This is a genomic window from Antarctobacter sediminis (genome assembly GCF_019218285.1).
In the GTDB taxonomy this organism is placed as follows: Bacteria; Pseudomonadota; Alphaproteobacteria; order Rhodobacterales; family Rhodobacteraceae; genus Antarctobacter; species Antarctobacter sediminis.
Genome location: NZ_JAHUZG010000003.1, coordinates 256,897 through 282,887 on the forward strand (window position 1 = coordinate 256,897; position 25,991 = coordinate 282,887).

The 25,991-nt window shown below is 63.8% G+C and carries 24 protein-coding genes; 8 read left to right on the forward strand and 16 right to left on the reverse strand.

All coding sequences use genetic code 11. The features are described from left to right. Positions 1–29 precede the first annotated feature (29 nt). The 3 genes from metG to KJP30_RS16315 all read right to left on the reverse strand — a co-directional run bounded on the left by metG (position 30) and on the right by KJP30_RS16315 (position 3,745). Complete coding sequence (gene metG / locus KJP30_RS16305; RefSeq protein ID WP_218450403.1) at positions 30–1,742, reverse strand: methionine--tRNA ligase; 1,713 nt, start codon at positions 1,740–1,742, stop codon at positions 30–32. 73 nt (positions 1,743–1,815) lie between these two features. Continuing rightward, entirely contained in the window at positions 1,816–3,045 is a 1,230-nt protein-coding gene (locus KJP30_RS16310; RefSeq protein ID WP_218450404.1) for an MFS transporter, read from the reverse strand. A gap of 31 nt (positions 3,046–3,076) precedes the next feature. After that, the gene (locus tag KJP30_RS16315) at positions 3,077–3,745 is read right to left on the reverse strand and encodes an ImuA family protein (protein WP_224874588.1); all 669 of its coding nucleotides are present in this window, start codon (positions 3,743–3,745) and stop codon (positions 3,077–3,079) included. Positions 3,746–3,896: 151 nt separating this feature from the next. Here KJP30_RS16315 and KJP30_RS16320 point away from each other — a divergent pair, with 151 nt between their 5' ends. Further along, positions 3,897–4,943 (forward strand): aldo/keto reductase, encoded by a 1,047-nt coding sequence (locus KJP30_RS16320; protein ID WP_218450405.1) that lies wholly within the window; start codon positions 3,897–3,899, stop codon positions 4,941–4,943. 49 nt (positions 4,944–4,992) lie between these two features. Here KJP30_RS16320 and KJP30_RS16325 read toward each other — a convergent pair whose 3' ends face one another. Together KJP30_RS16325 and KJP30_RS16330 are read right to left on the reverse strand one after the other, a co-directional pair. Beyond that, positions 4,993–5,478: a c-type cytochrome gene (locus KJP30_RS16325; RefSeq protein WP_246594586.1), complete on the reverse strand. Its 486-nt coding sequence runs from the start codon at positions 5,476–5,478 to the stop codon at positions 4,993–4,995. Between the two features lie 43 nt (positions 5,479–5,521). Then, positions 5,522–6,385, reverse strand: a complete 864-nt coding sequence (locus KJP30_RS16330; RefSeq protein ID WP_218450406.1) for a helix-turn-helix domain-containing protein — start codon at positions 6,383–6,385, stop codon at positions 5,522–5,524. Between the two features lie 109 nt (positions 6,386–6,494). On the opposite strand from KJP30_RS16330, the gene KJP30_RS16335 reads away from it, so the two are divergent. From KJP30_RS16335 to KJP30_RS16345, 3 genes are read left to right on the forward strand one after another with little or no spacing between them, the layout of a single operon-like run. Next, positions 6,495–6,698, forward strand: a complete 204-nt coding sequence (locus KJP30_RS16335) for a DUF2061 domain-containing protein (protein WP_218450407.1) — start codon at positions 6,495–6,497, stop codon at positions 6,696–6,698. Continuing rightward, the gene (locus KJP30_RS16340; protein ID WP_218450408.1) at positions 6,691–7,590 is read left to right on the forward strand and encodes a fatty acid desaturase; all 900 of its coding nucleotides are present in this window, start codon (positions 6,691–6,693) and stop codon (positions 7,588–7,590) included. Before KJP30_RS16335 ends, KJP30_RS16340 begins: the two co-directional genes overlap by 8 nt. A gap of 50 nt (positions 7,591–7,640) precedes the next feature. Beyond that, positions 7,641–8,540, forward strand: coding sequence for a DMT family transporter (locus KJP30_RS16345; protein WP_218450409.1), 900 nt, complete (start codon positions 7,641–7,643; stop codon positions 8,538–8,540). On the opposite strand, the gene KJP30_RS16350 is transcribed toward KJP30_RS16345, so the two are convergent. The 9 genes from KJP30_RS16350 to KJP30_RS16390 all read right to left on the reverse strand — a co-directional run bounded on the left by KJP30_RS16350 (position 8,503) and on the right by KJP30_RS16390 (position 18,948). Next, a complete protein-coding gene (locus KJP30_RS16350) occupies positions 8,503–9,375 on the reverse strand; it encodes a DUF817 domain-containing protein (protein WP_218450410.1) in 873 nt (290 codons plus the stop codon). The genes KJP30_RS16345 and KJP30_RS16350 overlap by 38 nt on opposite strands. A 150-nt stretch (positions 9,376–9,525) precedes the next feature. Beyond that, a complete protein-coding gene (locus tag KJP30_RS16355; RefSeq protein WP_246594621.1) occupies positions 9,526–9,990 on the reverse strand; it encodes a (R)-mandelonitrile lyase in 465 nt (154 codons plus the stop codon). 15 nt (positions 9,991–10,005) lie between these two features. Further along, positions 10,006–10,542: an RNA 2'-phosphotransferase gene (locus tag KJP30_RS16360; RefSeq protein WP_218450411.1), complete on the reverse strand. Its 537-nt coding sequence runs from the start codon at positions 10,540–10,542 to the stop codon at positions 10,006–10,008. A 94-nt stretch (positions 10,543–10,636) separates the two neighbouring features. Continuing rightward, positions 10,637–11,932 carry a serine hydroxymethyltransferase gene (glyA, locus tag KJP30_RS16365; protein ID WP_218450412.1) on the reverse strand — a complete coding sequence of 432 codons (1,296 nt, stop codon included), beginning with the start codon at positions 11,930–11,932 and terminating at the stop codon, positions 10,637–10,639. A 21-nt stretch (positions 11,933–11,953) separates the two neighbouring features. Next, entirely contained in the window at positions 11,954–14,587 is a 2,634-nt protein-coding gene (locus KJP30_RS16370) for a phosphoenolpyruvate carboxylase (protein ID WP_218450413.1), read from the reverse strand. Next, a complete protein-coding gene (locus KJP30_RS16375) occupies positions 14,587–15,579 on the reverse strand; it encodes a 2-hydroxyacid dehydrogenase (RefSeq protein WP_218450414.1) in 993 nt (330 codons plus the stop codon). The genes KJP30_RS16370 and KJP30_RS16375 overlap by 1 nt, the downstream gene beginning before the upstream one ends. After that, positions 15,579–16,472, reverse strand: a complete 894-nt coding sequence (gene sucD, locus KJP30_RS16380; protein ID WP_218450415.1) for a succinate--CoA ligase subunit alpha — start codon at positions 16,470–16,472, stop codon at positions 15,579–15,581. The genes KJP30_RS16375 and sucD overlap by 1 nt, the downstream gene beginning before the upstream one ends. Further along, entirely contained in the window at positions 16,469–17,668 is a 1,200-nt protein-coding gene (locus KJP30_RS16385; RefSeq protein ID WP_218450416.1) for a malate--CoA ligase subunit beta, read from the reverse strand. Before KJP30_RS16385 ends, sucD begins: the two co-directional genes overlap by 4 nt. 32 nt (positions 17,669–17,700) lie before the next feature. Then, positions 17,701–18,948 carry a pyridoxal-phosphate-dependent aminotransferase family protein gene (locus KJP30_RS16390; RefSeq protein WP_218450417.1) on the reverse strand — a complete coding sequence of 416 codons (1,248 nt, stop codon included), beginning with the start codon at positions 18,946–18,948 and terminating at the stop codon, positions 17,701–17,703. 216 nt (positions 18,949–19,164) lie between these two features. Between KJP30_RS16390 and KJP30_RS16395 the strand changes: the two genes are divergently transcribed. From KJP30_RS16395 to KJP30_RS16405, 3 genes are all read left to right on the forward strand, one after another. Next, positions 19,165–19,791, forward strand: coding sequence for a response regulator transcription factor (locus KJP30_RS16395; protein ID WP_246594587.1), 627 nt, complete (start codon positions 19,165–19,167; stop codon positions 19,789–19,791). Between the two features lie 110 nt (positions 19,792–19,901). Next, complete coding sequence (locus tag KJP30_RS16400) at positions 19,902–20,879, forward strand: HpcH/HpaI aldolase/citrate lyase family protein (protein ID WP_218450418.1); 978 nt, start codon at positions 19,902–19,904, stop codon at positions 20,877–20,879. After that, positions 20,866–22,140 carry a glycerate kinase type-2 family protein gene (locus tag KJP30_RS16405; RefSeq protein WP_218450419.1) on the forward strand — a complete coding sequence of 425 codons (1,275 nt, stop codon included), beginning with the start codon at positions 20,866–20,868 and terminating at the stop codon, positions 22,138–22,140. Before KJP30_RS16400 ends, KJP30_RS16405 begins: the two co-directional genes overlap by 14 nt. A gap of 3 nt (positions 22,141–22,143) precedes the next feature. Here the strand turns inward: KJP30_RS16405 and KJP30_RS16410 are convergent, their stop codons facing one another. Both KJP30_RS16410 and KJP30_RS16415 read right to left on the reverse strand, forming a co-directional pair. After that, a complete protein-coding gene (locus KJP30_RS16410; RefSeq protein ID WP_218450420.1) occupies positions 22,144–22,599 on the reverse strand; it encodes a group II truncated hemoglobin in 456 nt (151 codons plus the stop codon). 44 nt (positions 22,600–22,643) lie between these two features. Next, complete coding sequence (locus KJP30_RS16415) at positions 22,644–25,016, reverse strand: trimethylamine N-oxide demethylase (RefSeq protein WP_218450421.1); 2,373 nt, start codon at positions 25,014–25,016, stop codon at positions 22,644–22,646. 121 nt (positions 25,017–25,137) lie between these two features. Between KJP30_RS16415 and KJP30_RS16420 the strand changes: the two genes are divergently transcribed. Next, positions 25,138–25,983: an EamA family transporter gene (locus KJP30_RS16420; RefSeq protein ID WP_218450422.1), complete on the forward strand. Its 846-nt coding sequence runs from the start codon at positions 25,138–25,140 to the stop codon at positions 25,981–25,983. The last annotated feature ends 8 nt before the right edge of the window (positions 25,984–25,991 follow it).

The window sequence follows — 25,991 nt, forward strand, 5'->3', positions numbered from 1 at the left end:
CGCCAAGAAGCTGGCGCACCGGTATCGGGTCAGTCCCGCTTGCCTGCAAAGCGTTCGGCCCATTCCTCGCGTTCCGCATCGGTGATCTTGCGGAAGGTCACATCCGGGACGGTAAAGGCATGGCCTGCGGGCAGGGTGGCCAGTGCGGCGGCCACGTCATCGGGCCAGTCCGCGCCTTCGGCATGCATGGCCTCCAGCAGTTCGGCGCTGGCGTCGGGGATGAAGGGGCCCGAGATCACCGCGTAGAGGCGGATCATGTTCAGCGCCAGCCGGATCTGCATCGCGGCCTGTTCCGGGTCTGTCTTGAAGGTCGTCCACGGGGCGACCTCTTGCAGGTATTCATTGCCCAGAACCCATGCGGCACGCAGGGCGGCGGCGGCCTTGCGGATCTCGATCGCTTCCATGTGGGTTTCGTATTCGCGGATCTTGGCGGTCAGGTCCGCGATCAGCTTGGCCTCGGCCTCGCCCTGCGTCCCGCCTTCGGGGACCGCCTCGGAGAACTTCGAGCGGCAGAATTTGGTCACGCGGCTGGCAAAGTTGCCCAGCACGTCGGCGAGGTCCTTGTTGACGCCCGACTGGAAGCTTGCCCAGGTGAATTCGCTGTCCGAGCTTTCCGGCACGTTCGACAACAGCCACCAGCGCCAGTAGTCGGCGGGCAGGATGTCCAGCGCCTGATCCATGAAGACACCGCGCCCGCGCGAGGTGCTGAACTGGCCGCCGTCATAGTTCAGGTAGTTGAAGGACTTGATGTAATCGACCAGCTTCCACGGCTCCTTGGAGCCAAGGATCGTCACCGGGAAGGACAGCGTGTGGAAGGGGACGTTGTCCTTGCCCATGAACTGGGTATAGCGCACGTCCTCGGCCCCCTTGTCGGTGCGCCACCAACGCGCCCAGTCGTCACCCTTGCCCGCATCGACCCATTCCTGACTACAGGCGATGTATTCGATGGGGGCGTCGAACCAGACGTAGAACACCTTGCCTTCCATGCCGGGCCACGGCGCGTCGCCCTTTTGCACGGGCACACCCCAGTCGAGATCGCGGGTGATGCCGCGATCCTGAAGACCATCGCCATCGTTCAGCCATTTCTTGGCAATCGAGGTGGTCAGAACGGGCCAGCCGACGCGGGTGTCGATCCACTCCTCGATCTCGTCCTTCATGACGGACTGGCGCAGGTACAGGTGTTTGGTCTCGCGCATTTCCAGATCGGTCGAGCCGGAAATTGTCGAATGCGGGTTGATCAGGTCCACCGGGTCAAGCTGCTTGGTGCAGTTGTCGCACTGGTCGCCGCGGGCCGATTCGAAGCCGCAGTTGGGGCAGGTGCCCTCGATATAGCGGTCGGGCAGATAGCGTCCGTCCGCGTGGGAATACATCTGCGTCTCGCTGACCTCGGCGATCAGCCCGTTGTCGTCCAGCACCTTGGCGAAATGCTGCGTCAGCTTGCGGTTCTGCTCCGAGGACGAACGGCCGAAATGGTCGAAGGACAGACGGAATCCATCGGCCAGTTTCGCCTGCACTTCCCACATCTCGGCGCAATATTCGGCGACGGGCTTGCCTGCCTTGGCGGCGGCCAGTTCGGCCGGGGTGCCGTGTTCGTCCGTGGCACAGAGGAACAGAACCTCGTGTCCGCGGGCGCGCAGGTAGCGGGCATAAAGATCGGCGGGCAGCTGGCTGCCCACGAGGTTGCCCAGGTGCTTGATGCCGTTGATATAGGGAATGGCGGAGGTGATCAGATGGCGGGCCATGGCGTTTCATTCCTTGCGGTTTGCGCGAGGATGTAGCCGAGAGCGCGGGCGAAGGGAACCCGCGCGCTCTGTCTCACCGGTCGTCGCGGTCACGGCTGCCCGACAGCAGGCGCCCGACAAGGAAGGACGACCGCGGTGTGTAGATGTAGCGCGTGCTGGTGGCCTTGGCGCGGCCGGTGCGCATCCGCAGCAGGCCAAAGACCACCAGAAAGGCATGGCCCACCGCAACCATCATGAAGAGCGCGGGCGGTCCGTACCATTCGATCAGCAGCGAGGCGAGCCATGGTGCGGCGATGGCTCCGACCGCGAACCAGAACATCAGCGCCGCCGAAAGGGCGATCCGTTCCTCGGAAACGGCAAAGTCATGCGCGTGGGCCGCCGCGATCGAGAAGATCGGGAAGGTGGTCAGGCCGAACAGCGCGGCCATCAACATGATCCCCGTGGTCGACAGGCCCGAAACGGTGGCGGTCAGGATGCAGCTTCCGATGGCGGCGATGGACAGCCAGATCAGCACCCAGCGCCGGTCATAGCGGTCCGCCAGCCAGCCTGCCGGGTATTGCGCCAGCGCGCCCCCGGCCACGAAGGAGGCAAGGAAAAAGGCGATCTGGGTGGTTTCCAGACCAACCCCCGTGCCATAGAGCGGCCCGACCATGCGGAAGGACGACCCCGACAGCGCCGCCACGATCACCCCGGCCACGGCCAGCGGCGAGCGTTGCCATGCCAGCCGGGGTTCCAACCGGGGCGCATCAGGGGTTGCGGGCGGGCTGAGCCGCGACAGGGTCAGCGGCAGCAGGGCCGCGGTGCAGAGCAGCGCCAGCAGCGTGTAGCTGACGTAATGCGCGGGCGGCAGGACCGAGATCATCAGCTGTGCGCCCAGCGAGGCGGTGATGTCCGCAAGGCGATAGGCCCCGGTGGCGCGGCCCCGGTTGGCATTGGTCACCTTGGCATGCAGCCATGCCTCGATCACGGTATAACAACCGGCGACGCAAAGCCCCTGTCCGATCCGTAGCGCGGCCCATGCATAGGGGTCGTCGATCAGCACGTGGCCAAGGATGCCGATGGTGCCCAGCGCGGTGAAGGCGGCGAAGGCGCGCGAATGGCCGACAGCCCCCATCAGGCGGGGCGCCCACCAGCACCCCACGAAAAACCCTGCAAAATGTGCCGAACCAAGAAAGCCGATCTGCGCCGTGGTAAAGTTCAGCGCCAGCCCGGACAGGGCGTCCAGCGGGCCGACGCTGCCCGACGAAAGCTGGAGCAGGATGACGGAAAGAAACAATGAGGCAAAAGAGATGACCAGTCGCATGGGGCGTTTCTGCGCCTTTTGACGACTCGCGTCAGGTGGCTTCGCGACAAATTTCTGTCGTTTGTGCCTTTGTGCCATTTGGGTCACGCCGGGAGGCATCATCGGACCAGGGGTGCAGGCGCCCGTCCTCCAGCCGCCAGACCTTGGGCGGCATCATCCGGGCGCGCAGGCGTTCGATCCGCCATGCGGTTTGCCCCGGCGCATGGACCGGATCACAGCGCAGCCGGGTTTCGACCCCGGGGGCACCCCCGGCGCCCGGCGTCAGAAGCAGGCCCAGCGGGCGGCAGAGGCCCATGCCGGCCCCGGCCTCTGCCGCGAGGTGCAACCGGCGCACCGGCGTCATGGCAGGCGGTTCGGCCAGATCGGCCACCACCACGGGGGCCGCCCCGCTGCGCAGCGCCTCTTCCATGGTCCAGAGACTGTCATCGGGGCGGTCGGTGGCGGCAAAGATCACCTCGCCCGGCGGCAGAAAGGCCGTCATGCCGCAGGGGTTCAGCTGATCCGGGCTGTGGCGGCGGCTGATCCAGATCACCGGCCCGCCCGCCTGCGCCGCCACCTGCAAGGCCAGCGTGCGCCGCGCCTGTCCGCAGATTTCATGCACCCGCGCCAGCGGCAGCGCGATGTCGCGCCAAAGCGTCAGCGCGGGGGGCGGCGCATGGGGGCGGCGCGAAAGCAGGGCGGAAGCAGAGGCCATCGTCATGCCGTCAGTCTATAATGTTCCGCTTTTGTTCTCAAGATGAGTCGTGCGGCTCTGGATCAACAGGCGGGCCGGGCCATCCCCCGTGCCCCTTGCCTTCGCGGTGGGGATCGCCATGTTAGCGCCAAAGCGAACAATATGCGGGGCATTTCCCATGAAAATGAACCCTCTGGGCCGAACCGGCCTACAGGTCTCGGAACTGTGCCTTGGCACGATGACTTTCGGCAACCAGACCCCGCCCGAGGAGGGGCATCGGCAACTGGACCGGGCGCTGGACGCGGGCATCAATTTTGTCGACACGGCCGAGATGTATCCGGTCAACCCGGTGCGGGCCGAAACCATCGGGCGCACCGAAGAGGTGATCGGCGACTGGATCACGGCCTCTGGCCGGCGGTCAGAGTTCATCCTTGCCACCAAGCATTCCGGCGAAGGCAGCCTTGTTCGGGACGGCGCGCCGATTTCGTCCAAGACCATCCGGCCCACGCTGGACGCCTCGCTGAAGCGGTTGAAAACCGATCACGTGGATCTCTACCAGTTCCACTGGCCGAACCGGGGCAGCTATATGTTCCGTCAGAACTGGCGTTTCGATCCGTCGAAGTCGGGCTGGACGAAGGAACAGGTGGAACAGGATATCGCGGATTGCCTTGGTGCGCTTCAGGCCGAGGTCGAGCGCGGGACAATCCGCGCCTTTGGCCTGTCAAACGACAGCGCATGGGGCACCAAGATGTGGCTGGACGCGGCCGAGCGCAGCGGCGGTCCGCGCGTCGCGTCGATCCAGAACGAATATTCGCTGCTCTGCCGGCTGGCCGACACCGATCTGGCCGAGCTGATGGTCTATGAGGATGTGGGCCTGTTGCCCTTCTCGCCGCTGGGCGCGGGCTTTCTGACGGGCAAGTACCAAGGCGGCGCTGTGCCCGAAGGATCGCGGATGAGCCTGAACGACAGCATGGGCGGGCGGAAATCGCCACGTGTCTTCGAGGCGGTCGAGGCCTATCTGGCCGTGGCGCGCGAGTTCGGGTTGGACCCGGTGCACATGGCGCTGGCCTGGTCGGCGCGGCGGCCTATTGTGGCCTCGTCGATCTTTGGCGCAACGACCTTCGACCAGTTGGAACAGGCGCTTGGCGCCGCCGACGTGGTGCTGAGCGACGAACTGTTGACCCGGCTGGACGAGGTGCACAAGGCGCACCCCATGCCTTACTGAAACGGCGTCGCGCGCCATCCATGGCGCGCGATCCCCTGCCTGACAGGGCCTACTGCTGGATCGACTCGAGGTAGTTGACGAGGGACAGGATGCGCCCCTTCGCAACCATGTCCGCGGTCTCTCCGCGTTCGCTGCTTGCCGTGGACTGATACCTTTCACCCCAGATCGGCATCGTGCTGCCGTGCGCACGAATGATCTTTCGTCCGTCGACCATCCAGACGACATATTCAAACGGGAACGCGCCGTCGCCCTTTTCTTTGGCCAGAGTCGTCAGGTTCGGGGTGTGAACCTTCAGCAGTTCGGCCAGCGGTCCGTCCCCCATACCGGTTTCCCCGTGGCATCCCGCGCAGGCACTCATGTATTCGGTGCGCCCGGCGTCGTCCTGCGCGACTGCGGATGTCGAAATCACCGCCAAGGTGGCGGCCAGTGTCAAAACAGTCCTCTTCATATTCATGGCGAAACTTCCCTCCCCTGAAATTCGCTGGTTGAGGAGGAAAAGTGTAAAAAGAAAAATCCATGCGCCAATGATCTGCATCAACAACAGGTGCGGGCCCCGGGGGGGGGCGGTCTTGGTGAGATTATCCGCCGATCCGCGTCTTCAGCGCGTTCAGGTGGTCGGGCAGGGCGCGGGCGGTGATGCTGGCCTCTTTCACGAGGTGGTCAAAATGCTGGGTGATCGCCGTCACCCGTTCGGTGTCGCGAAAGGCCAGATAGTTGCGTCCCATGTAGAGGACCGCCAGCAGCGGGCCAAAGACCGTAACCGGTGCGGAATACAGCCGCCGCGCGTCGAACAGGTAAATCCGCATCCGGGGATAAAGCGCATGGCTGAGGTCGGCCAATTGCGCCAATTGCGCGCGCCGCACCTCGGCCGGGATACCGGCATAATAACCGACACCTTCGGCAAAGCTCTCAACCTCGTAGAGCGGCAGGGCTATTTCGTAATCGGACCGCGACGCGCGCATCCAGTCCAGCCGGTCAGCCGAGGCATTGATCGCCTGTTCCGTGGTGCGCCCAAGGTGTGGGCCGTATTCCCATTCCAACACCGCCCGAGTCTTGAGCATGTCTGGCAGCGCGGCGGGCACGTGGCGGATCTTGTAGCCCTCGGCCTCGCGGTGCCAGCGAAAGATCTGCTCGTCGACCAGCGCGCGGGGGGCTTCGGTCAGGGTCATGGAGTTTGACAACAGGTCCGCGGCGCTTTCGGGGCGTTCGGACAGACCCAGCAGCCAATCCGAGGAGACGCCAAGCGCCTGCGCGCAGGCCCCCACCAGATGTGCATTCGGCAGGCGGGCACCCTGATCCTTGAGCAGTTGCGAGATGGTCGAGCGATCCACGCCGACTGCCCGTGCTAGCGCGGTTTGATTCGATCCCGCCCGCCGCATCGCCTCGTCCAGACGTTTGCGCAAGAGTTCGGCGCGGCTGCGCTTGTCGAGAATATCCGTCATGATGTGATAAAAATCACGTTTGCCGAGAAATGTGAACCATAGACAGACTGCGCAAGAGATCACGGCGCCGTTACTGTGCCCGGGAAAGTTCAGAAAAATCGGAGGCTTCATGGAAACGCGGGCGCGGACGCTGGTGAAATCCGTCGTTTGGACACTGATGGGCGTGGTGGTCATGGCCGCGGTCGGCTTTGCCTTTACCGGGTCGCTGATCGCCGGGGGCGGTATGGCCGTCATCAACGCGGTGATCGGGTTCCTGACCTATCTGGTCTACGAGCGCGTCTGGGCTGGCATCCGCTGGGGTCGCCATGTCTGAGCGTCTGCGCGGATTGGAATGGCCGACGCTGGCACTATTGGCGCTGTGCTATGCGCTTTGGGCACTGGGCACCACATGGGCGGCGGCGCTCTGGTTGCCGTTGGGCATGGTGCTTGTGGTCTTTTCGGCGGCGCTGCATTCCTCGCTGACGCATGAGATGTTGCACGGGCATCCGTTTCGGTCGCCATTGTGGAATGCGGCGCTGGTTTTTCCGGCCTTGTCGCTGGTGGTGCCTTACCTTCGATTCAGGGACACGCATCTGGCGCATCACCGCGACTCGATCCTGACCGATCCTTACGACGATCCCGAAAGCAACTTCATGGATCCAAGGATCTGGGGACGATTGCCGCGCTGGGCGCAGGCCGTGCTGCGGCTGAACAATACGCTGGCGGGGCGGATGCTGCTGGGGCCGGTGATCGGCACGCTGGCCTTTGCATTGTGGGATCTGCGCGCGATGCGGCGCGGCGACCGGCGGGTCTTGCTGGGCTGGGCCTTGCATGTCCCGGCCGTGGCCGTGGTGGTCTGGTGGATGAGTTCCGTCGGGCAAATGCCGGTCTGGGCTTTCCTTCTGTCGACCTACATGGCGCTGTCGATCCTCAAGATCCGCACCTTTCTGGAACACCGTGCCCATGAGGCGGCACAGGCACGCACGGTCATCATCGAGGATCGCGGTCTGTTGGCGTTGATCTTCCTGAACAATAATTTCCACGTGGTGCATCACATGCATGCAATGGTGCCGTGGTATCGCCTGCCCGCCATGTACCGGCAGAACCGCGAACGTTACCTCAGCCGCAACGGCGATTACCGGTATGCATCTTATGCCGAGGTCTTTCGCCGTTATTTCTGGCGCGCCAAGGATCCGGTGCCGCATCCGTTCTGGCCGGGGGAATAATCCGCGCCAACAAGGCTTGATCCCCGGGGTGCGCTGCGCCTAATGGCGGCATGGATCTTTGGATTATTGCCACACTTCTGGCCGCCACCTTTCAGACCGCCCGTTTCATGCTGCACAAGGTGCTGGCCAACACGGGCCTCAGCGCCACCGGCAGCACCTTTGCCCGCTTTGCCTATGCGATGCCGGCTGCGGCGCTGGTGCTGGTGATCTACCTGTCCGCCACCGGTCAGGTCCTGCCCGCCATGGACCCCGGCTTCTGGATCTGGGCGATTGTCGGCGGACTGGGCCAGATCCTGGCCACGGTGCTGGTGGTCCTGTGCTTTCAAGAGCGCAATTTCGCCGTGGGCATCACCTTCAAGAAGACCGAGGTGATCCAGACCGCGCTTTTGGGCGTCGTGGTCTTGGGTGAGGCGATTTCGCCCGCCGGATGGGTTGCCATCGCGATCGGACTGGCGGGCGTCCTGCTGTTGTCCAAGACACCGGATGCCGCGGGCCTTTGGAAGGGGCTGAGCAGCCGGGCGGTGGTGCTAGGCGTCGGGTCGGGATTTTTCTTTGCGGTGGCCGGGGTGGGATACCGGGCCACGACGCTGGAACTGCCGACCGAGGACCCGGTCCTGCGCGCTGCGGTTTCGCTGGTGGCGGTGACGCTGTTGCAATCCACGGGGCTGGCCATCTGGCTGCGCTGGCGCGAACCGGGGCAGTTGCGCGCCGTCTGGGACGCGCGGCGGCGGGCGGTCTGGCTGGGGCTGACCTCGATGGCGGGCACGATGGGCTGGTTCACCGCCTTCACGTTACAGACGGCGGCCTATGTCTATGCGCTGGGTCAGGTGGAACTGATCCTGTCGCTGGCGGCCTCGGTTCTGTTTTTCCGCGAAAAGGTCACGGCGCGCGAACTGGCCGGGATTGGCGTGCTTATGGTGTCGATTGTGGTTCTGGTATTGGTCCTGTGACGTAATCCAGCGGCGCGCGGGACAGCGCATCGCGCAGCACCAGCGTGACAGTGGCAAAGCTGACATAAAGCAGCAGGTACCATGAGCCCATCTTGGACAGATGTACGAGGTCCATCGTGCTTTGCCCTTTGTAGAGCCATGTATTGGTGTTGGTGCCCACGTTTTCCGCCACCCAGAGAAAGAAGGATGACAGGAAGGCGGCCAGCGGCAGCGGCATCCAGCGCCGGGTGCGGTTGATGGTGAACCAGACACGGGTGCGCGCAAAAAGCACCACCGTCGCCGCCATCAAAACATAGCGCCCATCGGGCAGGTAATGATGGGCGAAGAAATTGACATAGATCGCCACGGCCAGTGCCACCGTTGTCCAGAACGGCGGGTAGGGTGCGAATTTCATGTCGAAGATGCGGATGACCCGCGCCATGTAACTGCCGACCGCGGCATACATGAAACCGGAAAACAGCGGCACGCCGTAGACCTTCAGCACCGCGTCCTCCGGGTAGGCCCAACTGCCCGCGTTGACCTTGAACAGCTCCATCGCGGTGCCGGTCAGGTGGAAGAGCAGGATGACCTTGGCCTCGGTCAGGGTTTCCAGCCGCAGCAGCAGAAAGCCGATCTGGATCGACAGGGCATAGAGGAACAGCAGGTCGTAGCGGGCTAGCGCCGCGTCATCGGGCCAGAAGCGATCGGTGACGATCAGGCCGCCCAGCATGAGAAATCCGAAGAGGCAGGCCCAGGCCTGTTTGAGGAAGAACATCAAGAGGTCGGCAAGACCCCGGGGCAGATGGGAACGCGTGAAATCGCCAAGCGCGCGTTCAAGGCGGCGGGTACTGAACATGGAGGTGTTCTGGCCTCTGCGGCGGGGTGATGCCAGTCAGGGATGCCTGACCTTGGTTCGGTGCATTGAGGTGGTCGGGGCGGGGGCGCTGCCCCCGGCCTGCGGCCTCCCCCGGAGTATTTCGGCCAAGAAGAAGCCCGGGCGGAAGGATCAGCCGGCGCGTGGGCCGTTGTATTCGGCGTCGGAGACCTTTTCGAGCCAGTCGGCGGCGCTGCCGTCCTGCGCCTCTTGTATGGCGAGGTGAGACATGGCGACATCCGGGGCGGCGCCGTGCCAGTGTTTTTCGCCCGGGGCAAACCAGACCGTGTCGCCCGGGCGGAGTTCCTGTACCGGTTCTCCGGCTTTCTGGGCAAGGCAGAGACCGGAGAGGATTTGCAGCGTCTGGCCGAGCGGGTGGGTGTGCCAAGCCGTGCGGGCGCCCGGTTCGAAGGTGACGACCAGCGCGTGTACGCGGGCCGGTTCGGGGGCGGCGATCACCGGGTCGAAGCGGACGGTGCCGGTGAAATAATCGGGATTTGGAGTGACGGAGGGGCGGGAGCCTGCGCGGTGGATTTTGCATGGGGGACCTTCCTGTTTGCCTTGCGTGAGACTAGGCGAAATCTCCGGCTCGGGCAGCCCTTGTCTTTGCCGTCAGCTTGTCGGGATGGACAGGTGGGCAGGCGGGACGTGGTCCACCAGCCAGACGCCGTTTTCGGACCGGTAGAACAGGGCGCCGTCGCGGGCCATTTGCCCGGCTGCGATAGCAAGGATCACCGGTTTACCGCGGCGTGCCCCGACCTTGCGGGCGGTGTCCTCATCCGGAGAGAGGTGGACGTGGTGGCGCGACATGGGGCGCAGACCCTCGGCGCGGATGGCGTCGAGCGCGCCCGGATGGGTGCCGTGGTAAAGCGTTTCCGGTGGTGCGACCGGGGTGAGGCCGAGGTCGACGGGGATCGAATGGCCCTGGTTGGCGCGGATGCGGCTGCCGTCGGGGGAGAGGGCGAAACGTTGCTTGTCGCTGTTGGCGACCACCTCGTGAAGGCGCTCTGCGGTCAGCGGCATTGGCGCGCGGGCCAGCAGGTCCTCGACCGGTGCCCAGCCGCCCGCGTCCAGCGTAAGGCCGATCTCGCCGGGCGCGTGGCGCAGCACGTAGCTGAGGAACTTGGATATGTCGCGGGTCTTTGCCATGCGGTCCATATGAAAAACCGCCGTGGTTATGTCCACGGCGGTTTTCCTGACTGTCTTGTACTGTGCCGTTCTGGGCTGTACTGGCCGGTTTGGTTCAGAGGCCGGGGTAGATGGGGAAGCGCTGGCAGAGGGCTTCGACCTCGGCGCGGACCTTGGCCTCGACCTCGGCGTTGCCCTCTTCGCCATTGGCGGCCAGCCCGTCGACCACCTCGATGATCCAGTCGGCGATCTGGCGGAACTCGGCCTCGCCAAAGCCGCGCGTCGTGCCCGCGGGCGAGCCAAGACGGATGCCCGAGGTCACCGTCGGCTTTTCGGGATCGAAGGGCACGCCGTTCTTGTTGCAGGTGATATGCGCCCGCCCAAGCGCCTTTTCGGTGGCATTGCCCTTGACGCCCTTGGGCCGCAGGTCAACCAGCACCACATGCGTGTCGGTGCCATGGGTGACCGTGTCCAGACCGCCCTTGATCAGCTGGTCCGACAGCGCCTGCGCGTTGTTCACCACGTTCTTGATATAGGTCTTGAACTCGGGGCGCAGCGCCTCGCCGAAGGCCACCGCCTTGCCGGCGATCACATGCATCAGAGGGCCGCCCTGAATGCCGGGGAAGATCGCCGAATTCACTTTCTTGGCGATATCTTCATCATTGGTGAGGATCATGCCGCCACGCGGACCGCGCAGGGTCTTGTGCGTGGTGGTGGTGGCCACATGGGCATGCGGGAAGGGGCTGGGATGTTCGCCCGCGGCCACCAGACCGGCGAAATGCGCCATGTCCACGTGCAGATATGCGCCGACCATGTCGGCGATCTGCCGCATGCGGGCGAAATCGATCTGGCGGGGGATGGCCGATCCGCCGGCGATGATCAGCTTGGGCTGGTGTTCCTTGGCCAGCGCCTCGACCTGGTCGTAATCCAGCATGTTGTCCTGCTGGCGCACGCCGTATTGCACGGCGTTGAACCACTTGCCGGACTGGTTCGGCCGCGCGCCGTGGGTCAGGTGGCCGCCGGCATCCAGGCTCATGCCCAGGATGGTGTCGCCGGGTTTCAGCAGCGCCTGATAGACGCCCTGGTTGGCTTGGCTGCCCGAGTTCGGCTGCACATTGGCATAGTCGCAGTTGAACAGCTGTCTGGCGCGCTCGATGGCAAGGTTTTCGGCCACGTCGACGAACTGGCAGCCGCCATAATAGCGCCGGCCGGGATAGCCCTCGGCGTATTTGTTCGTCATGACCGAGCCCTGCGCCTCCATCACCGCGCGGGAGACGATGTTCTCGGAGGCGATCAGCTCGATCTCGTCACGCTGACGGCCAAGCTCGCCCGTGATCGAGGCGAAAACTTCGGGATCGCGCTGCGCCAGTGTTTCGGTGAAAAACCCGTCCGGTCGGTGCGTCACATTCATTTTTGGTGCTCCTTGTTCTTGTCAGCCGGTCCAGCCAAGACCGGCGGAAATGCAGTTCATGCTTTGCATCAACTGGATGCGGTGGCGGTTGCCATCCTCGCGGCGCACCTGCGCCAGAAGGTGAACCTGCGCCTCATGGGCCGAGCGCAAAGCCGCCTCGTGGCGGGAGATCCGCGCGACCGCGTTGGGAAAGCGGCTGCCCAGCGGCGTGCCGGTCAGGCGTTCGATCGCGGTGACGGACCGCGCGTGCTCCTCACGGACCAGCGCAAAGATCGCCTCGGCCGCGGTGCGATCCTCAACCAGCCCGGCGTAAAGTTCGGCAATGTCCAACCGCACAAGCATCAGCGATTTTTCCACTTCGTCGACGCAGAGGCGGAACAGCGGCAGGTCGTGCATCGTCTTGTCCAGCGCGGCATCGCCCCCGGCACCCCGGATGCTGCGGAAATCCTGCACGGCCTGACCAAACCCATACCAGCTGCTGATCATGTGGCGGTTCTGGGTCCAAGCAAAAACCCAGGGGATCGCCCGCAGATCCGACAGGGATGCGGCACCGAACCGTCGTGCCGGGCGCGAACCGATTTTCAGCAGCGCCAGTTCGTTCACCGGACTGGCCTGATTGAAATAAGGCAGGAAAGACGGGTGTTGCAGCAGGGTCTGATAGGTCGTCTGGCTGAGACTGGACAGGGTTTCCATCACGTCCTCGGCCTCGGGGTCGACGGTCTCAAAGGCCGGTGCGGTGCTGTGGCGCAACACCGACGAGGCCAACAGTTCCAACTGTGCCGCCGCCGTGCCCGTGTTGGCGTATTTCGCCGTCACGACCTCGCCTTGTTCGGTCAGGCGCAGCGTGCCGTTCAGCGTACCGCGCGGTTGCGCGGCAATGGCACGATCGGTGGGCGCGCCGCCCCGGCTGACCGACCCGCCGCGCCCGTGAAAAAAGACCGGCCGCGCGCCCTGCCCCGCGATGGCACGGGTGATCGCCCGTTGCGCGCGGTCCAGCGTCCAACTGGAACAGAGGAAACCGCCGTCCTTGTTGCTGTCCGAATAGCCCAGCATGATCTCCAGCCGCCCGCCGCGGTCCTTCATGCTGCGCGCGGCCAGCGGGATCGACAGGACATCCCGCAGAATGGAAGGGGCGGCCCGCAGGTCCTCGATGGTTTCGAACAGCGGCACAACCTTCAGCGACAGACGTTCCGCCCCGAACCCGGCATAGCGCGCCAGAAGAAGCACTGCCAAAAGGTCGTCGGCAGAGCGTGTCATCGACAGGATAAAAGGTCCGATGGCCTCTGGGTCCGGCCCGTCATGCACTTCGCGGATCAGATGCAGCAGGGCCATCAGTTCCGCCGCCTCATCCCCCAGATGCGCGTTGTCGACAAAGGGCAAGGCAGGTTGGCCGATCTCCCGCCGCAGGCGGGCCGACCAGTCGGCGGACAGCGCCTCGGGCGAGGTATCGACGGCGTTCCAAACGGCCTCGAGCGTGCGTGTTACCACGTCCGAGTTCTGGCGGATGTCCAGCGTGTGCCCCCGGAAACCAAACGTACTGGCCTGCCAGCGCAGCGGGCGGATCAACTGCTGCGCAAGCTGAGTGGCGTCAATGGCCTCCAGCGCGGCCTCAACCGTCTGCAAGTCAGCAAGAAAGCCCGAAACGTGGCGATAGCCGCCCGCCGCGATGCATTGGCGGATCGCAGTCCCCGCCTGCCGAAAGATCTCGTTCGGATTGCGGCGGGCGCAGAGGGCCGGATCGCTGCTGCGGGTCTCGACGATCTGCGCCAGCGCATCCCGGTGCGGACGCGGCACATCCACGATCTTTTCCGAAACACTGAGCCGCGGAATGACCCTGTCCAGCGCCTGCACATATTCCTCGGCGATCATCTGGCGCGAACGGTCCAGCGCCATGCGCGTGACCTTGGCGGTCACATTGGGATTGCCGTCACGGTCGCCACCGATCCATGAATGGAACCGGATACAGCAATGGTCACGGTCTGGCCGTCCCAGAACCGCGCTGACCGCGTCGTGATAACGTTCGAACAGACGGGGCACCGCCTCGAACAGGCTGGTGCGGTAAAATTGCAGGCCCCAATCGATCTCGGAATCCAGACTGGGCCGCTCCATCCGCAGCTCCCCGGTCATCCAGAGCAGGTCGATCTCCATCTCCAGCGTGTCTTCCAGTCGGGAGATTTCGCGCGGGGACCAGCGCATCGTTTCGAACAGGACCAGCGTGCGATAGATGCGGCGATGGATTTCCATGACCGACACACGCTTGGCCTCTGTCGGGTGCGCGGTGATCGTCGGGCCAACGGATAATTGGCCCTCGGACAGCAAGCGTTCCATCGTCGCGCGCTGATCCTCGGGGCAATCGGTCAGCGCCTTGAGAAAACCGCCCTCGACCGGGTCGCCGTCCTGTTCGGCCTGACGACCCATGCGGATCGTCACGTTTTCATCCATGATCTGCTGGAGGTGAAACCAGATCGTGCTGGCCTGCAAATGGTCGGCGAAATCAGAGGCGTCCCAATGGGTGCCGCCCTGTTGGACTGCCTGCGCCACATGAGGCGCGCGGCGGTGGAGAACCTTCAGCCACGCCCCGCGCAGGCGGCGATACACGTCATCTGCATAACTGTCCGGGGACGCGATTCCTGCGGGTTCTGCCACCATCTGCATCACGCCACCCGATCGTTGGGCGCCCGGCCCTCGAAAAAGTCGACAAGGTTGCTCAGCACCCGGCGCCCCATGGCGGTGCGGGTTTCCTCGGTCGCGCTGCCAAGATGCGGCAACATCACGAGGTTGTCGCATTCCAACAGGATCGGCGCGATCTTGGGTTCACCGTCGAAAACGTCCAACGCCGCGCCGCCGATGCATTCGAACATCAATGCCTGCGCCAGCGCGTGTTCGTCGATCACCTCGCCCCGCGCGGTATTGATCAGGAAGGCCCCCGGTTTCATCAGGTCCAGCCGGCGCGAGTTGATCAGGTGGCGGTTGGCCGCCCCGCCCGGGCAATGCAACGAAACAAAGTCGCATTGCGGCAGCAGATCCTCGATCGTGTCGACCTGCGTGGCGTTGTAACGGTCCAGCACGTCCTGAGCGATGCGCGACCGGTTCTGGACGAGGATCTTCATGCCAAAGCCGAAATGCGCCCGCTGCGCGATGGCCTGACCGATGCGGCCAAAGCCCACGATGCCCAGCACCTTGCCCGAAACCTTGGATCCCACCAGATGGGTCGGCCGCCAGCCGGTCCACTGACCGGCGCGCAATTCGCGCTCGCCCTCGCCCGCCCGGCGAGCCACCATCAGCATCAGCGTCATCGCAAGATCAGCGGTGCATTCCGACAGCACATCCGGCGTGTTCGTCACCGTGATGCCCAGCCGTTCGGCCGCGCCCGTGTCGATATGGCTGAAACCGACGCCGTAGTTGGCCAACAGGCGCGTGCGCGCCTCTGGCACATCCATCGCCTCGGCACCCAGCCCGTCGGTGACGGTGGGCAGGATGGCGTCAAACCGGGTGAGAGCGTCGCGGAATTCCGCGGCGCTCATCGGTTTGTCCTCGACATTGAACACGGTGTCGAAACGCTCGGCCAGTTCGGCCTCGACCGTCTGGGGCCAGCGGCGCGTGACAAGCACGCGCGGCCGGTTGTTCAGGATCGCGGGGGCGTTCATCACGCGGCCTCCCTCTGCATGACCTTGGCGATGGTGTCGCCGATCACCGCCGGGTTCGGCGCAACCGTGACCCCTGCGGCGGTCAGGATCTCGACCTTTTCGCTGGCGCTTTCGCCAAAGGCCGAGATGATTGCGCCTGCGTGGCCCATGGTCCGTCCCTTGGGCGCGGTCAGACCCGCGACATAGGCGATCACCGGCTTGGTGACGTGATCCCGGATATAGGCTGCGGCCTCGGCTTCTTGCGGGCCGCCGATCTCACCGATCATGCAGATCACATGGGTCTCGTCATCCGCCTCGAACCGTTCGAGGATGTCCTTGAAGGACGAACCATTGATCGGATCGCCGCCGATGCCGACGGAGGTCGAGATTCCGATGCCATGCTCTTTCAGTTGCGCGGCGGCCTCATACCCAAGGGTGCCCGAACGGCCAATGATGCCCACGTGGCCCGGCAGGTAGATGTGCCCGGGCATGATCCCCAGCAGAGCCTTTCCCGGGCTGATGGTGCCAGCACAGTTCGGCCCGGTCAGCACCATGCGGCGTTCCTTGGGATAGCGGTACATATAGCGCTTGACCCGGATCATGTCCTGCGCCGGGATGCCGTCGGTGATGCAGACGCAATACTTGATGCCCGCATCGGCGGCTTCCATGATGCTGTCGGCGGCAAAGGGCGGCGGCACGAAAACAAGGCTTGCCTCGGCGCCGGTGGCGGCTACGGCCTCTTCCACCGTGTCAAAGACCGGCACGCCTTCGACGGTCTGGCCGCTTTTGCCCGGCACGACGCCGCCGACGACATTGGTGCCATAAGCGATCATGTCAGCGGTGTGGAAACGCGCCATCTTGCCGGTGATGCCCTGGACGATGACGGGGGTATCGCGATCGATGAAGATGCTCATTGAACTGCCCTCATTCTGGAGCCTTGGGAAAGGTCGTTCTGCCACGCGCCCACGGCGCGTTCGGCGGCTTCCATCAGCGTGGTGGCCCGGATGATCGGCAGGCCCGATTTTGCGAGGATCTTCTGCCCCTCTTCGACGTTGGTGCCCGCAAGGCGCACCACGACAGGCACGTCGACCTGCACCTCTTTCAGCGCCTGCACGACGCCTTCGGCGACCCAGTCACAGCGGTTGATGCCAGCAAAGATGTTGACCAGCACCGCCTGCACGTTGCTGTCCGACATCACCAGGCGAAACGCCTTGGCCACACGTTCCGGCGTGGCCCCGCCCCCGATGTCGAGAAAGTTGGCAGGCTCGCCACCCGCCAGCTTGATCGTGTCCATCGTCGCCATCGCAAGGCCCGCACCGTTCACGATACAGCCGATGTTGCCATCCAGCCCGACATAGGACAGGCCCCGGTCGGCGGCGCGGCTTTCGCGCGGGTCTTCCTGGCTCTTGTCGCGCAATTCGCTGATCTGCGGATGGCGGAACAGCGCGTTGTCGTCGAAGGTCATCTTGGCATCCAGAGCAAGGATGCGGTTGTCCCCGGTCACGACCAACGGGTTGATCTCGACCATGGTCGCGTCATGCTCGCGGAAGGCGCGGTAACAGCCTTGCAGCGTGCGGACCATCGCCGCTGTCATGGCCGGTTCGATCCCCAGCTTGAAAGCGATCTGACGACACTGGAAATCCTGAAGCCCCACCGCCGGCTCCACCGTGGCGCGCACGATGCTGTCGGGTTTTTCAGCCGAGATTTCCTCGATTTCCATCCCGCCCTCGGCAGAGGCAACGATCATCACCCGCTGCGAGGTCCGGTCCAGCACGAAACCAAGATAGATCTCGCGTTCGATCGGCACGGCGCCTTCGACGTAGACGCGATAGATGCCCTTGCCCTCGGGGCCGGTCTGATGCGTCACCAGCTTGCGACCGAACAGGGCCTCGCAGGTCGCCTGGATTTCGGCGTCGCTGTCGCAGACCTTGACGCCACCGGCCTTGCCGCGCCCACCGGCGTGGACCTGCGCCTTGACGACCCAGCGGTCACCGCCCAATTCGCGGGCGCGATAGGCCGCCTGTTCCGGGCTGTAGGCAAGCGCCCCGGGCGGAATATCCACGCCGAAAGAGGCGAGGATTTCCTTGGCTTGATACTCATGAATGTCCATTGTCTTTCCTCCTCCGAAAGAATGGCTCTTGGTTATTCGGCCGCGATGGCGCGGTCATAGGCGCTGTCCAGCGCCTCGGTGACGCGGGCCTGATCCACCTCGCCGCCCATGGCGCGGATGGCATCGGCGAAACGGGTCACGATGTCGGTGATGGCCTCGCGGCTCAGCAGGTTCAGGATGCCGATACGAACCTGGACAGGTTCCGAAAGCGTCGGCCAGATGCCAAAGTTCTGCGCCCGGCAGGATTGCACCAGCTCCATCTCGCGTCCGGCCAGCGCCTTGGGCAGGTTCAGCACCACAAGCGAGGTCATGTTCGAAGTCACCTCGCACCCCATGGCCTGCACCGCCCGGCGCAGCGCGGCCTCGTGGTAGGCATAATCCTTGGCGCGGTTGGCCACGCCCTGTTCCAGCGTGATGCGCAGCGCCTCGTGAAAGGCTGCAACCGCATAGGCGGAGTGGGTCCGGTGATAGGTGCCCTTCTCCACATCCTTGCCGTCGATGATGCCCCAGTGGCGGGCCTCCATGATCGGGTGATGAACGAAGGTGCGCGTCCCGGTCTTTTTCAGCGTCTCGATGTAACGGTCGGTGAAAGACACCGGCGCATAGGTCAGCGGCAGGCAGCAGATGCCTTTTTGCGGACAAGAGGCCCAGCCGTGTACACCCGGATAATCGTCGATGCGGAAATCCTCGACGCCCAACGAGGACACCGCGTCCACAAGGCCCATCACCCCGTGCTTTTCGCAGGCGGCGCTGAACCCGGCGATGTCATTGATCCGGCCTGACCCGGTTTCCCAATGCGCCATGGCGGCCCATTTCGGCTTGTGTTCGGCCAGCGCCGCCTCGACCATGCCGCCGGTGACGGACAGCCCGTGCGGCACGTCCACCACGATGACCGAGGCAGGTTTCGGATCCAACGGGCTCAGCGCCAGCTCCGCCGCGGTGGCGGCCTTCATCCGGACGGTCAGTCCGTCGATCCCCGAAAACGTGCCGTTGTTGAACACCACGACCTTGTCGCCCGGCATGACCGCGCTGAACATCACATCCAACCCGCTCCACCCGGTTCCGGCCACGCCGAAGGTGTGCACGTTCTGCGTGCCCCAGACCTGACGCAGCATGAGCTTGCATTCCACCATGCCGCGCAGGACGTCGCCGTGCATGTGATCGGCCAGCCCCGCCCCGGCATAGGCCGCCAGCACGCGGGCATCGGTGTTGCCCGGTCCGGGGCCCGCCGCGATGGTTTCGGGGATTTCAAGCTTGGGGAATAGCTGTGCAACGGTCATGATCGCTCCGCCTGTTCACTGTAAGGGTCGTTTTGTTTCATCATGGTTATAAATTTTCTTGCTCAGTGAAAAAACGTCCCTTAATCCTGCTTTTGGGCATCCAAAGGGGTGGGGAAAGAACCACCCATTTGGGTAAGTATCCCGTTGCATGCCGTTACAGACCCCGCCCGAATGGGTGGTTCGTTTCGATTACGTGAATAAAAACAGGGAGGTAACATGAGGCAGGAACAGATCGACATCATGCTGGGGGACGGCAATCCGCTGGTCCTTTCCGCCATGTCCGAGGTTTTTGAACGTGACCCCCGATTCTCGCTTGTGGCGACCAGCGCGACCGCCGAAGGGTTCCTTGGCATGGTGATGCGTGTTCCGGTCAAGGTCTGCGTCATCGACTGGAACATCCCGGCCCTTGGCGCGGAAAAGCTGATCGAAGTCCTGCGCGCGCAGGAAAAGGCGCCGCGCATCGTGGTCTATGGCCATGACACCGACGCCGCCGTTCCGCGCCAGGCGATGGCCTCGGGCGCGGCGGCATTTGTCTCACGCGCAGCCCATATCGATTCCCTCGTGCAGACCTGCATCGACGTGGCGGCAGGCAAAATGGTCTTTCCCTATCTCGACATTCGCGACCTGCGCACGGACCCAATCAGCACATTGTCCCGCAAGGAACGCGCCCTGCTTGATGCGCTGGCCGAAGGGCTGACCAACAAGCAGCTTGCCGCGCGATTGGACATTTCGACCAACACGGTAAAGTTCCACCTGTCCAACATTTTCGACAAACTCTCGGTCAAGAACCGGGCGCAGGCGATTGCGCATTTCTATGCGTCAAAGGCGAAAAGCGGCAGTTGAGCGCCCGTTCGGTGTGCATCGGCATGCCGAAAAATTTATTGACAGGAATATTTTTTTCCCAAACACAAATAGGGGTCCGACGTCACATCCTTTCAGAAAGGACCCTATCCATGTCTTTCCACGCCATCGAACAGGCGCCCGCGCGCCTCAACCGTTCTGAACTCGCCGTCCCCGGTTCGCAGCCGCAAATGTTTGAAAAGGCGGCGCAATCCGAAGTCGACGTGATCTTCCTCGACCTCGAGGACGCGGTTGCGCCCGACGAAAAGGAACAGGCCCGCAAGAATATCATCAAGGCCCTGAACGAAATCGACTGGGGCACCAAGACCATGTCGATCCGCATCAACGGGCTGGACACGCATTACATGTATCGCGACGTGGTCGACGTGGTCGAACAGGCCGGCGAACGTCTGGACCTGATCATGATCCCCAAGGTCGGCACCGCCGCCGATGTCTATGCCGTCGATATGATGGTGACCCAGATCGAAGACGCCAAGGGTCTGAAAAAGCGCATCGGTTTCGAACACATCATCGAAACCGCGCTAGGGATGCAGAACGTGTCCGAAATCGCCGCCGCGTCCAAGCGGAACGAAAGCCTGCACTTCGGTGTCGCCGATTATGCCGCCTCGACCCGGGCGCGCACCACGATCATCGGTGGCGTGAATCCCGATTACGCCGTGCTGACCGATCCCGATGCAAATGGGGGCCGTGACACCCATTGGGGCGACATGTGGCACTATGCGCTGGCCCGCATGGTTGTGGCGGCACGCGCCAGCGGCCTGCGCCCAATCGACGGCCCCTTCGGTGATTTTCAGGATCCCGACGGCTATCGCGCCGCCGCCAAACGCGCCGCCGTTCTGGGCTGCGAGGGCAAATGGGCCATCCACCCCAGCCAGGTCGCCTTGGCGAACGAAGTCATGTCGCCGTCGCAGGCGGAAATCGAAAAGGCCGGCCGCATCCTGACCGCCATGGCCGAGGCCGAAGCCGCCGGCAAGGGCGCGGTTTCGCTGGACGGCCGCCTGATCGACTACGCCTCGATCCGGCAGGCCGAAGTTCTGGTCGAAAAGGCCCGTCAGATTGCAGCCGAATAACACTGCTTCGTTGAAGGACGACGCGGCCCGGGCATTCCGGGCCGCCATCCGACGCGCCGATCCGGCGCTGGCCATGCGCGATTGCCTGGGGTCGTCCCCCCTGCCCCGGGCCGCGCATGGCCACCGAACCATCGTGCTGGCGCTAGGCAAGGCCGCGCCCGCCATGTTGCGCGCCGTCCTCCCGCGCATCACCGGCCCGCGGGTGATGATCTGTGTCACTCACCGCGAAAACACCGAACAGGTGCCGGGGGCCGAGATTTTTCGCGCCGGTCATCCGGTCCCTGACAGTGTCGGCGCTGCCGGGGCCGCGCGCATTCAGGCGGTTCTGAAAACCGCCGAAGCCGGTGACGTGGTCATTGCGCTGATCTCGGGCGGTGGATCGGCCCTGCTGCCCGCGCCGCCGGAAGGCGTCAGCCTAGAAGACAAACAGACGCTGAACCGCATTCTGCTGGACAGTGGTCTGGACATCGTGGCGATGAACCTGATCCGTCAACAGGTGTCGCAACTCAAGGGTGGCGGATTGGTTCGGCTTGCCGCGCCTGCGCCAGTGACCGGCTATATCCTTTCCGACGTGATCGGCGACAACCTGCGCGCCATCGCCAGCGGACCAACCGTTGCCCCGATCGGCACCGCCGAAGAGGCGCGCCGGCTGTTGCAGGACAAGGGCCTGCTGACCCGTTTGCCCGAAAGCATTCAGCGCCACCTGCGCAACGCGCCCCGCGTCGTTTCAACGGTGCAGGCCAGCAATCAGCTGATCGGCGGCAACCGCGAAAGCGTCGAGGCCGCGGCAGAGGCCCTGCGGCCGGCCTACGCCACGCAGATCATCGACGACCCGCTGATCGGCAATGTGAACGAGGCCGCCTGCACCATCTTTCGCGCCCTCCGCGAGGCAAGGTCCGGGGGACGCCCCCGCGCCATTCTTTGGGGCGGAGAAACCACCGTCCAGGTGCGGGGCAATGGCATGGGCGGGCGCAATCAGGAACTGGCGCTGCGCGTGGCCGCGCTGGCCGATGCCGATCCTGTCGCCGCACCTTGGGTTTTTCTGTCCGGTGGCACCGACGGGCGCGACGGGCCAACCGACGCGGCGGGCGCATCCGTGGATCAAGGCTCGCTCGAGCGCATCCGCGCCAAGGGTCAGGCTCCGACAACACTGCTGGACCGCAATGACAGCAATGCCGCGCTGCGTTTGTCCGGGGATCTGCTGATCACCGGGGCAACGGGCACGAATGTCGCGGACGTTCAGATCCTGCTGATCGGCTGAGGGTTATTCCCGACGCAAGGCTCCGTGGTCGCGCAGAACGCCGCCGCTCTGCGCCTCTTCGCCCTTGCGCCAATCCGGAACATCGTTGACCAGCATATGCGCCGCCCGTTGCAGGGTGGCGCGCATCTTGTCCACCGCGGGACCGGACAGGCCCACATCGTTCAACGCGCGGTCGAAGGTCTGCAACCACAGTTCGGCATCCGCTGTGCGGATCGGGATATGCGCGTGGATCTCACGCAGGTTCATGTGGCCATTGCGTTCCCGATAATAGGCCCGCCCGCCCAGAAACCCGCTGAGGAACTCGAACTGCGCCTGCCGCGTGTGCGACAGGCCATGCCCCCGGAAATGCAGACGGTGCAATTCATGCACCGCCGGATCCGTTTCCATAAGGTCATAGAACTGCTCGACGAGGTCTCGTAGAGCGGTTTCCCCACCGATGTCTTCCAATGCACTTGTCATGGCGTCGGGCTATCCACCGGAGCACTTGGGCGCCTTGACCAAGGTCAAGACCGCGGTTTTTCCTTCTTGGGATCATAGGCCGCCAGATCCGCCCGGATCGTGGCGGGCAGGCGTTTCTGATGCCCGTCCAGCTTGCCGATTTCCACCTGCGTACCCGGTTCGCAATGGGTCACGTCGATCCGCGCCATGGCGATGTTCTTGCCGAGGATCGGGGAACGCATGGACGAGGTGATCTCGCCAATCTGGGCCCGGCCGATATGGACACAATCGCCGTGGCCGACCTCGACGTTGCTGTCGATGTCCAACCCAACCAGCTTGCGCATCGGGTTTTCCTTGCGGCGGATCAGCGCTTCGCGTCCGATGAAATCATCCGGTTTGGACTTTAGTGGCACGGTAAAGCCGACACCGGCCTCGAACGGGTCCGTCTGGTCCGAAAAATCATAGCCGGCAAAAATCAGCCCGGCTTCGATCCGCACCATGTCCAGCGCCTCCAGCCCCATGGGGCGGATGCCGTGCGCCTGACCGGCCTCCCATACCGCGTCAAAGACGTCGCCGGCGTGTTTCGGGTGGCAAAAGATCTCGTACCCCAGTTCACCGGTATAGCCGGTGCGGCTGACCACGACCGGGATTCCCTGATCGTCGCCAATGCGCGCGGGCGCAAAACGGAACCATGCCAATTCGTCGAAATTCGGCTGGTGGGGGGCGGTCCAGATGATCTTTTTCAGCAGATCGCGGCTTTCCGGGCCCTGAACGGCAATATTGTGCTGCATGTCGGTCGAAGACCGGATCAGCACCTTCAGCCCCAGTTCTTCGGCCTTTTCGCGCAGCCACTCACCGCCGTAGTCCGACCCGCCGATCCAGCGGAAGTTATCTTTGCCCAGTCGGAACACAGTGCCGTCGTCAATCATGCCGCCATGCGGATAGCACATCGCCGTATAGACGACGCCGCCCACCGGCAGGGTCTTCATATTGCGGGTAAAGGCATATTGGCACAGCGCCTCGGAATCCGGGCCTGTGATCTCGAACTTGCGCAGGGCGGACAGGTCCAGCACGACGCATTTCTCGCGGCAGGCGTGGTATTCCTCGATCGGGCCGGCGCTGGACATGCAGTTGGCCAGCCAAAAGCCGTTGTATTCGATGAAGTTGTCGGTGAACCGGTCGAACCGGTCGTGAAAGCCTGTCTGTTTGGTCATCTTCGGTTCCGCATCAGGTGTGGGCCGGTACGCAACTGCGCGTTGAAAGGTTTCCTTGCCGCTGTAGGTGCGCACATGGATGTCGGTCGGTTTCCAGCCATTCGCGGCCGAGGTATCGTCCGGGCAGGCAGAGCTGACGCAGACCAGATCGGTCAGCGCGCGCAGCAGCACGTAATCGCCGGGGCGCGACCAGGGTTCGTCGGAATACATGACCCCATGTTCGTCCAACCCGGTGTTGAAGAAGAAGTTGATCGCCATCCAGCCCTTGCGGCCGGTCACTCCATGCGGCGCCAGCGCGCCGTTGAAGTTGTCGGAACAGTTGATGTGCCCGGGATAGCCGATGTCGTCGTAGTATTTTGCAGAACAGGCCAGGGCAAAGGCATCGTGTCGCCCGCAGGTGTCCTGGATCACCTCGACCAGCGGCAGCATGTCCTGATCGTAGTATTTCGCATGCAGTCCCGGCATGGGATAGGCATGTTCCATCAGCGTGCGGGTTGTGGTCACGTCCAGCGCGTGTTCGATCCCCTTATCCAGCTTGCGGGCCGAAAAGCACTGGAAATCCGTGCATTGGCGTCCGTCTACGTCAAGGATCTGGATATAGTCGCCGGCCTTTACGAAATAGGCTTCGGCGGTCGAGGAATGCACCCGCACATCCGCCACCGGATCGGCCAGAGGGTCGGGCAACTCGAACTTGGGCAGGCGCTTGATGGTGGCCCGGCGGATATAGACGGTCAGCGGGGTCGCCGTGTCCTGCGCCTCGAAATCCATGATGCCGCCGGGGGCCGCGATGATCGCAATGCCTTCGCCGGTGGCGGTAAAGCTTTCCGTCGTGCGCGCCGGAGTGCTGGCTTCGAACAGGTGTAGGGCCTGCGCCCCGGACAGGTCCAGCCCGCGCGCCTCGATCCCCATACGCAAGCTGCGCAGTGACTGGTCCGGCGTCGTCAACAGCGCCTGCAATCCCTTGGCAGGCCCCTGCCCCGATGCGCCGATCAGGCCGGTATCAAATGTGCCATCGGGCCGCGCGCAGACGATTTCGCAGCGCTGTCCGCCCTCGGTGTTCTCGACTTCCAGCCGATCGCCTTCCTCCAGCCGGACAAGGATCGCGCCCGCGCCTTCGACGACGTAACGCTCGGTTCCCGGAGGCATCGAGAAGACACGCGGCTCGAAGATTCCGCTGGGGCGCGGCGGCCCCGGCACGACATTCGGATACCTGGAATCAAGCAAGATATTTCCCCTCGACGTTTGCCTTTACGGAAAAAAATATTAATGATGAGAATATACGCCGCGGTCTTGTCACGCAAGCAATACAAAAAAGAATCTCAAAAAAGGACGGGAGGTCCACCACGTGAATTCATTGTTTTTAGGTTTGATAGCAGCCGTTTGCTGGGGACTGCATGATATTGCCGTGCGTTATCTTAGCCGGTCTGTCGCGCTGCTTGCCGCCCTGTTGGTGGCCCTGTTTTCCGGTCTGGTATTTCAGGGGGTTGTGATTCTTGTTCGCGGCGAATGGCTTTTGCCCACCGGCCCCGCGCTTTGGTATGCCGTGGCCGCCGGTGTGGCCTTTCTGGTCGCCAGTGTCGGTCTTTATTATGCCTTTCACCGGGGGCCCGTGCGGCTGGTCAGCCCGATTATCGGGGCCTTTCCGATCCTGTCGCTGATCTTTGCCGCGCTGGACGGATCGCCCATCACCACGGATCAACTGGCCACCGTTGGCCTTGTGATCGCCGCAGTCGCCGTTGTCGCCATCCTTTCGGACCCGTCCGAAGGAGACATTCCCCCGCGCGGTCCAACGGTCGTGTTTTCGCTGATTTCCGCCGTGGGCTATGCAACCACTTTTCGCCTGGGGCAACTGGCTGCCGAAACCGGTGGCGAATGGCAAAGCAGCTTTGCCACGCGCCTGACGGCCTTGCTGCTGCTTGGCGCGGTGCTGTTGGTGATGCGCAAGGATATTCGCGTGGGCCGCAAGGCAATCCTGCCGCTGCTCACCATGGGTGTGCTGGACGGGATTGCGCTTTTGTCGGTGATTTCCGCGGCCTCGATGGCGCAACCGGAATTCGCAGCGGTTGCAGCCTCGATCTTTGGCCTGTTCACGATCCTGCTGGCCCGTGTCTTTCTGGACGAACAGATGCGATTGGCCCAATGGGCCGGGTGCATCGTTGCCTTTGCCGGGATCGGGTATCTGACCCTGTAAAAAACCAA

What these genes read in the sequence shown, in the direction of transcription:
- metG (WP_218450403.1), bottom strand. Translation starts at nt 1,742, where the DNA reads ATGGCCCGCCATCTGATCACCTCCGCCATTCCCTATATCAACGGCATC.
- KJP30_RS16310 (WP_218450404.1), bottom strand. Translation starts at nt 3,045, where the DNA reads ATGCGACTGGTCATCTCTTTTGCCTCATTGTTTCTTTCCGTCATCCTG.
- KJP30_RS16315 (WP_224874588.1), bottom strand. Translation starts at nt 3,745, where the DNA reads ATGACGATGGCCTCTGCTTCCGCCCTGCTTTCGCGCCGCCCCCATGCG.
- KJP30_RS16320 (WP_218450405.1), top strand. Translation starts at nt 3,897, where the DNA reads ATGAAAATGAACCCTCTGGGCCGAACCGGCCTACAGGTCTCGGAACTG.
- KJP30_RS16325 (WP_246594586.1), bottom strand. Translation starts at nt 5,478, where the DNA reads ATGCAGATCATTGGCGCATGGATTTTTCTTTTTACACTTTTCCTCCTC.
- KJP30_RS16330 (WP_218450406.1), bottom strand. Translation starts at nt 6,385, where the DNA reads ATGACGGATATTCTCGACAAGCGCAGCCGCGCCGAACTCTTGCGCAAA.
- KJP30_RS16335 (WP_218450407.1), top strand. Translation starts at nt 6,495, where the DNA reads ATGGAAACGCGGGCGCGGACGCTGGTGAAATCCGTCGTTTGGACACTG.
- KJP30_RS16340 (WP_218450408.1), top strand. Translation starts at nt 6,691, where the DNA reads ATGTCTGAGCGTCTGCGCGGATTGGAATGGCCGACGCTGGCACTATTG.
- KJP30_RS16345 (WP_218450409.1), top strand. Translation starts at nt 7,641, where the DNA reads ATGGATCTTTGGATTATTGCCACACTTCTGGCCGCCACCTTTCAGACC.
- KJP30_RS16350 (WP_218450410.1), bottom strand. Translation starts at nt 9,375, where the DNA reads ATGTTCAGTACCCGCCGCCTTGAACGCGCGCTTGGCGATTTCACGCGT.
- KJP30_RS16360 (WP_218450411.1), bottom strand. Translation starts at nt 10,542, where the DNA reads ATGGCAAAGACCCGCGACATATCCAAGTTCCTCAGCTACGTGCTGCGC.
- glyA (WP_218450412.1), bottom strand. Translation starts at nt 11,932, where the DNA reads ATGAATGTGACGCACCGACCGGACGGGTTTTTCACCGAAACACTGGCG.
- KJP30_RS16370 (WP_218450413.1), bottom strand. Translation starts at nt 14,587, where the DNA reads ATGCAGATGGTGGCAGAACCCGCAGGAATCGCGTCCCCGGACAGTTAT.
- KJP30_RS16375 (WP_218450414.1), bottom strand. Translation starts at nt 15,579, where the DNA reads ATGAACGCCCCCGCGATCCTGAACAACCGGCCGCGCGTGCTTGTCACG.
- sucD (WP_218450415.1), bottom strand. Translation starts at nt 16,472, where the DNA reads ATGAGCATCTTCATCGATCGCGATACCCCCGTCATCGTCCAGGGCATC.
- KJP30_RS16385 (WP_218450416.1), bottom strand. Translation starts at nt 17,668, where the DNA reads ATGGACATTCATGAGTATCAAGCCAAGGAAATCCTCGCCTCTTTCGGC.
- KJP30_RS16390 (WP_218450417.1), bottom strand. Translation starts at nt 18,948, where the DNA reads ATGACCGTTGCACAGCTATTCCCCAAGCTTGAAATCCCCGAAACCATC.
- KJP30_RS16395 (WP_246594587.1), top strand. Translation starts at nt 19,165, where the DNA reads ATGAGGCAGGAACAGATCGACATCATGCTGGGGGACGGCAATCCGCTG.
- KJP30_RS16400 (WP_218450418.1), top strand. Translation starts at nt 19,902, where the DNA reads ATGTCTTTCCACGCCATCGAACAGGCGCCCGCGCGCCTCAACCGTTCT.
- KJP30_RS16410 (WP_218450420.1), bottom strand. Translation starts at nt 22,599, where the DNA reads ATGACAAGTGCATTGGAAGACATCGGTGGGGAAACCGCTCTACGAGAC.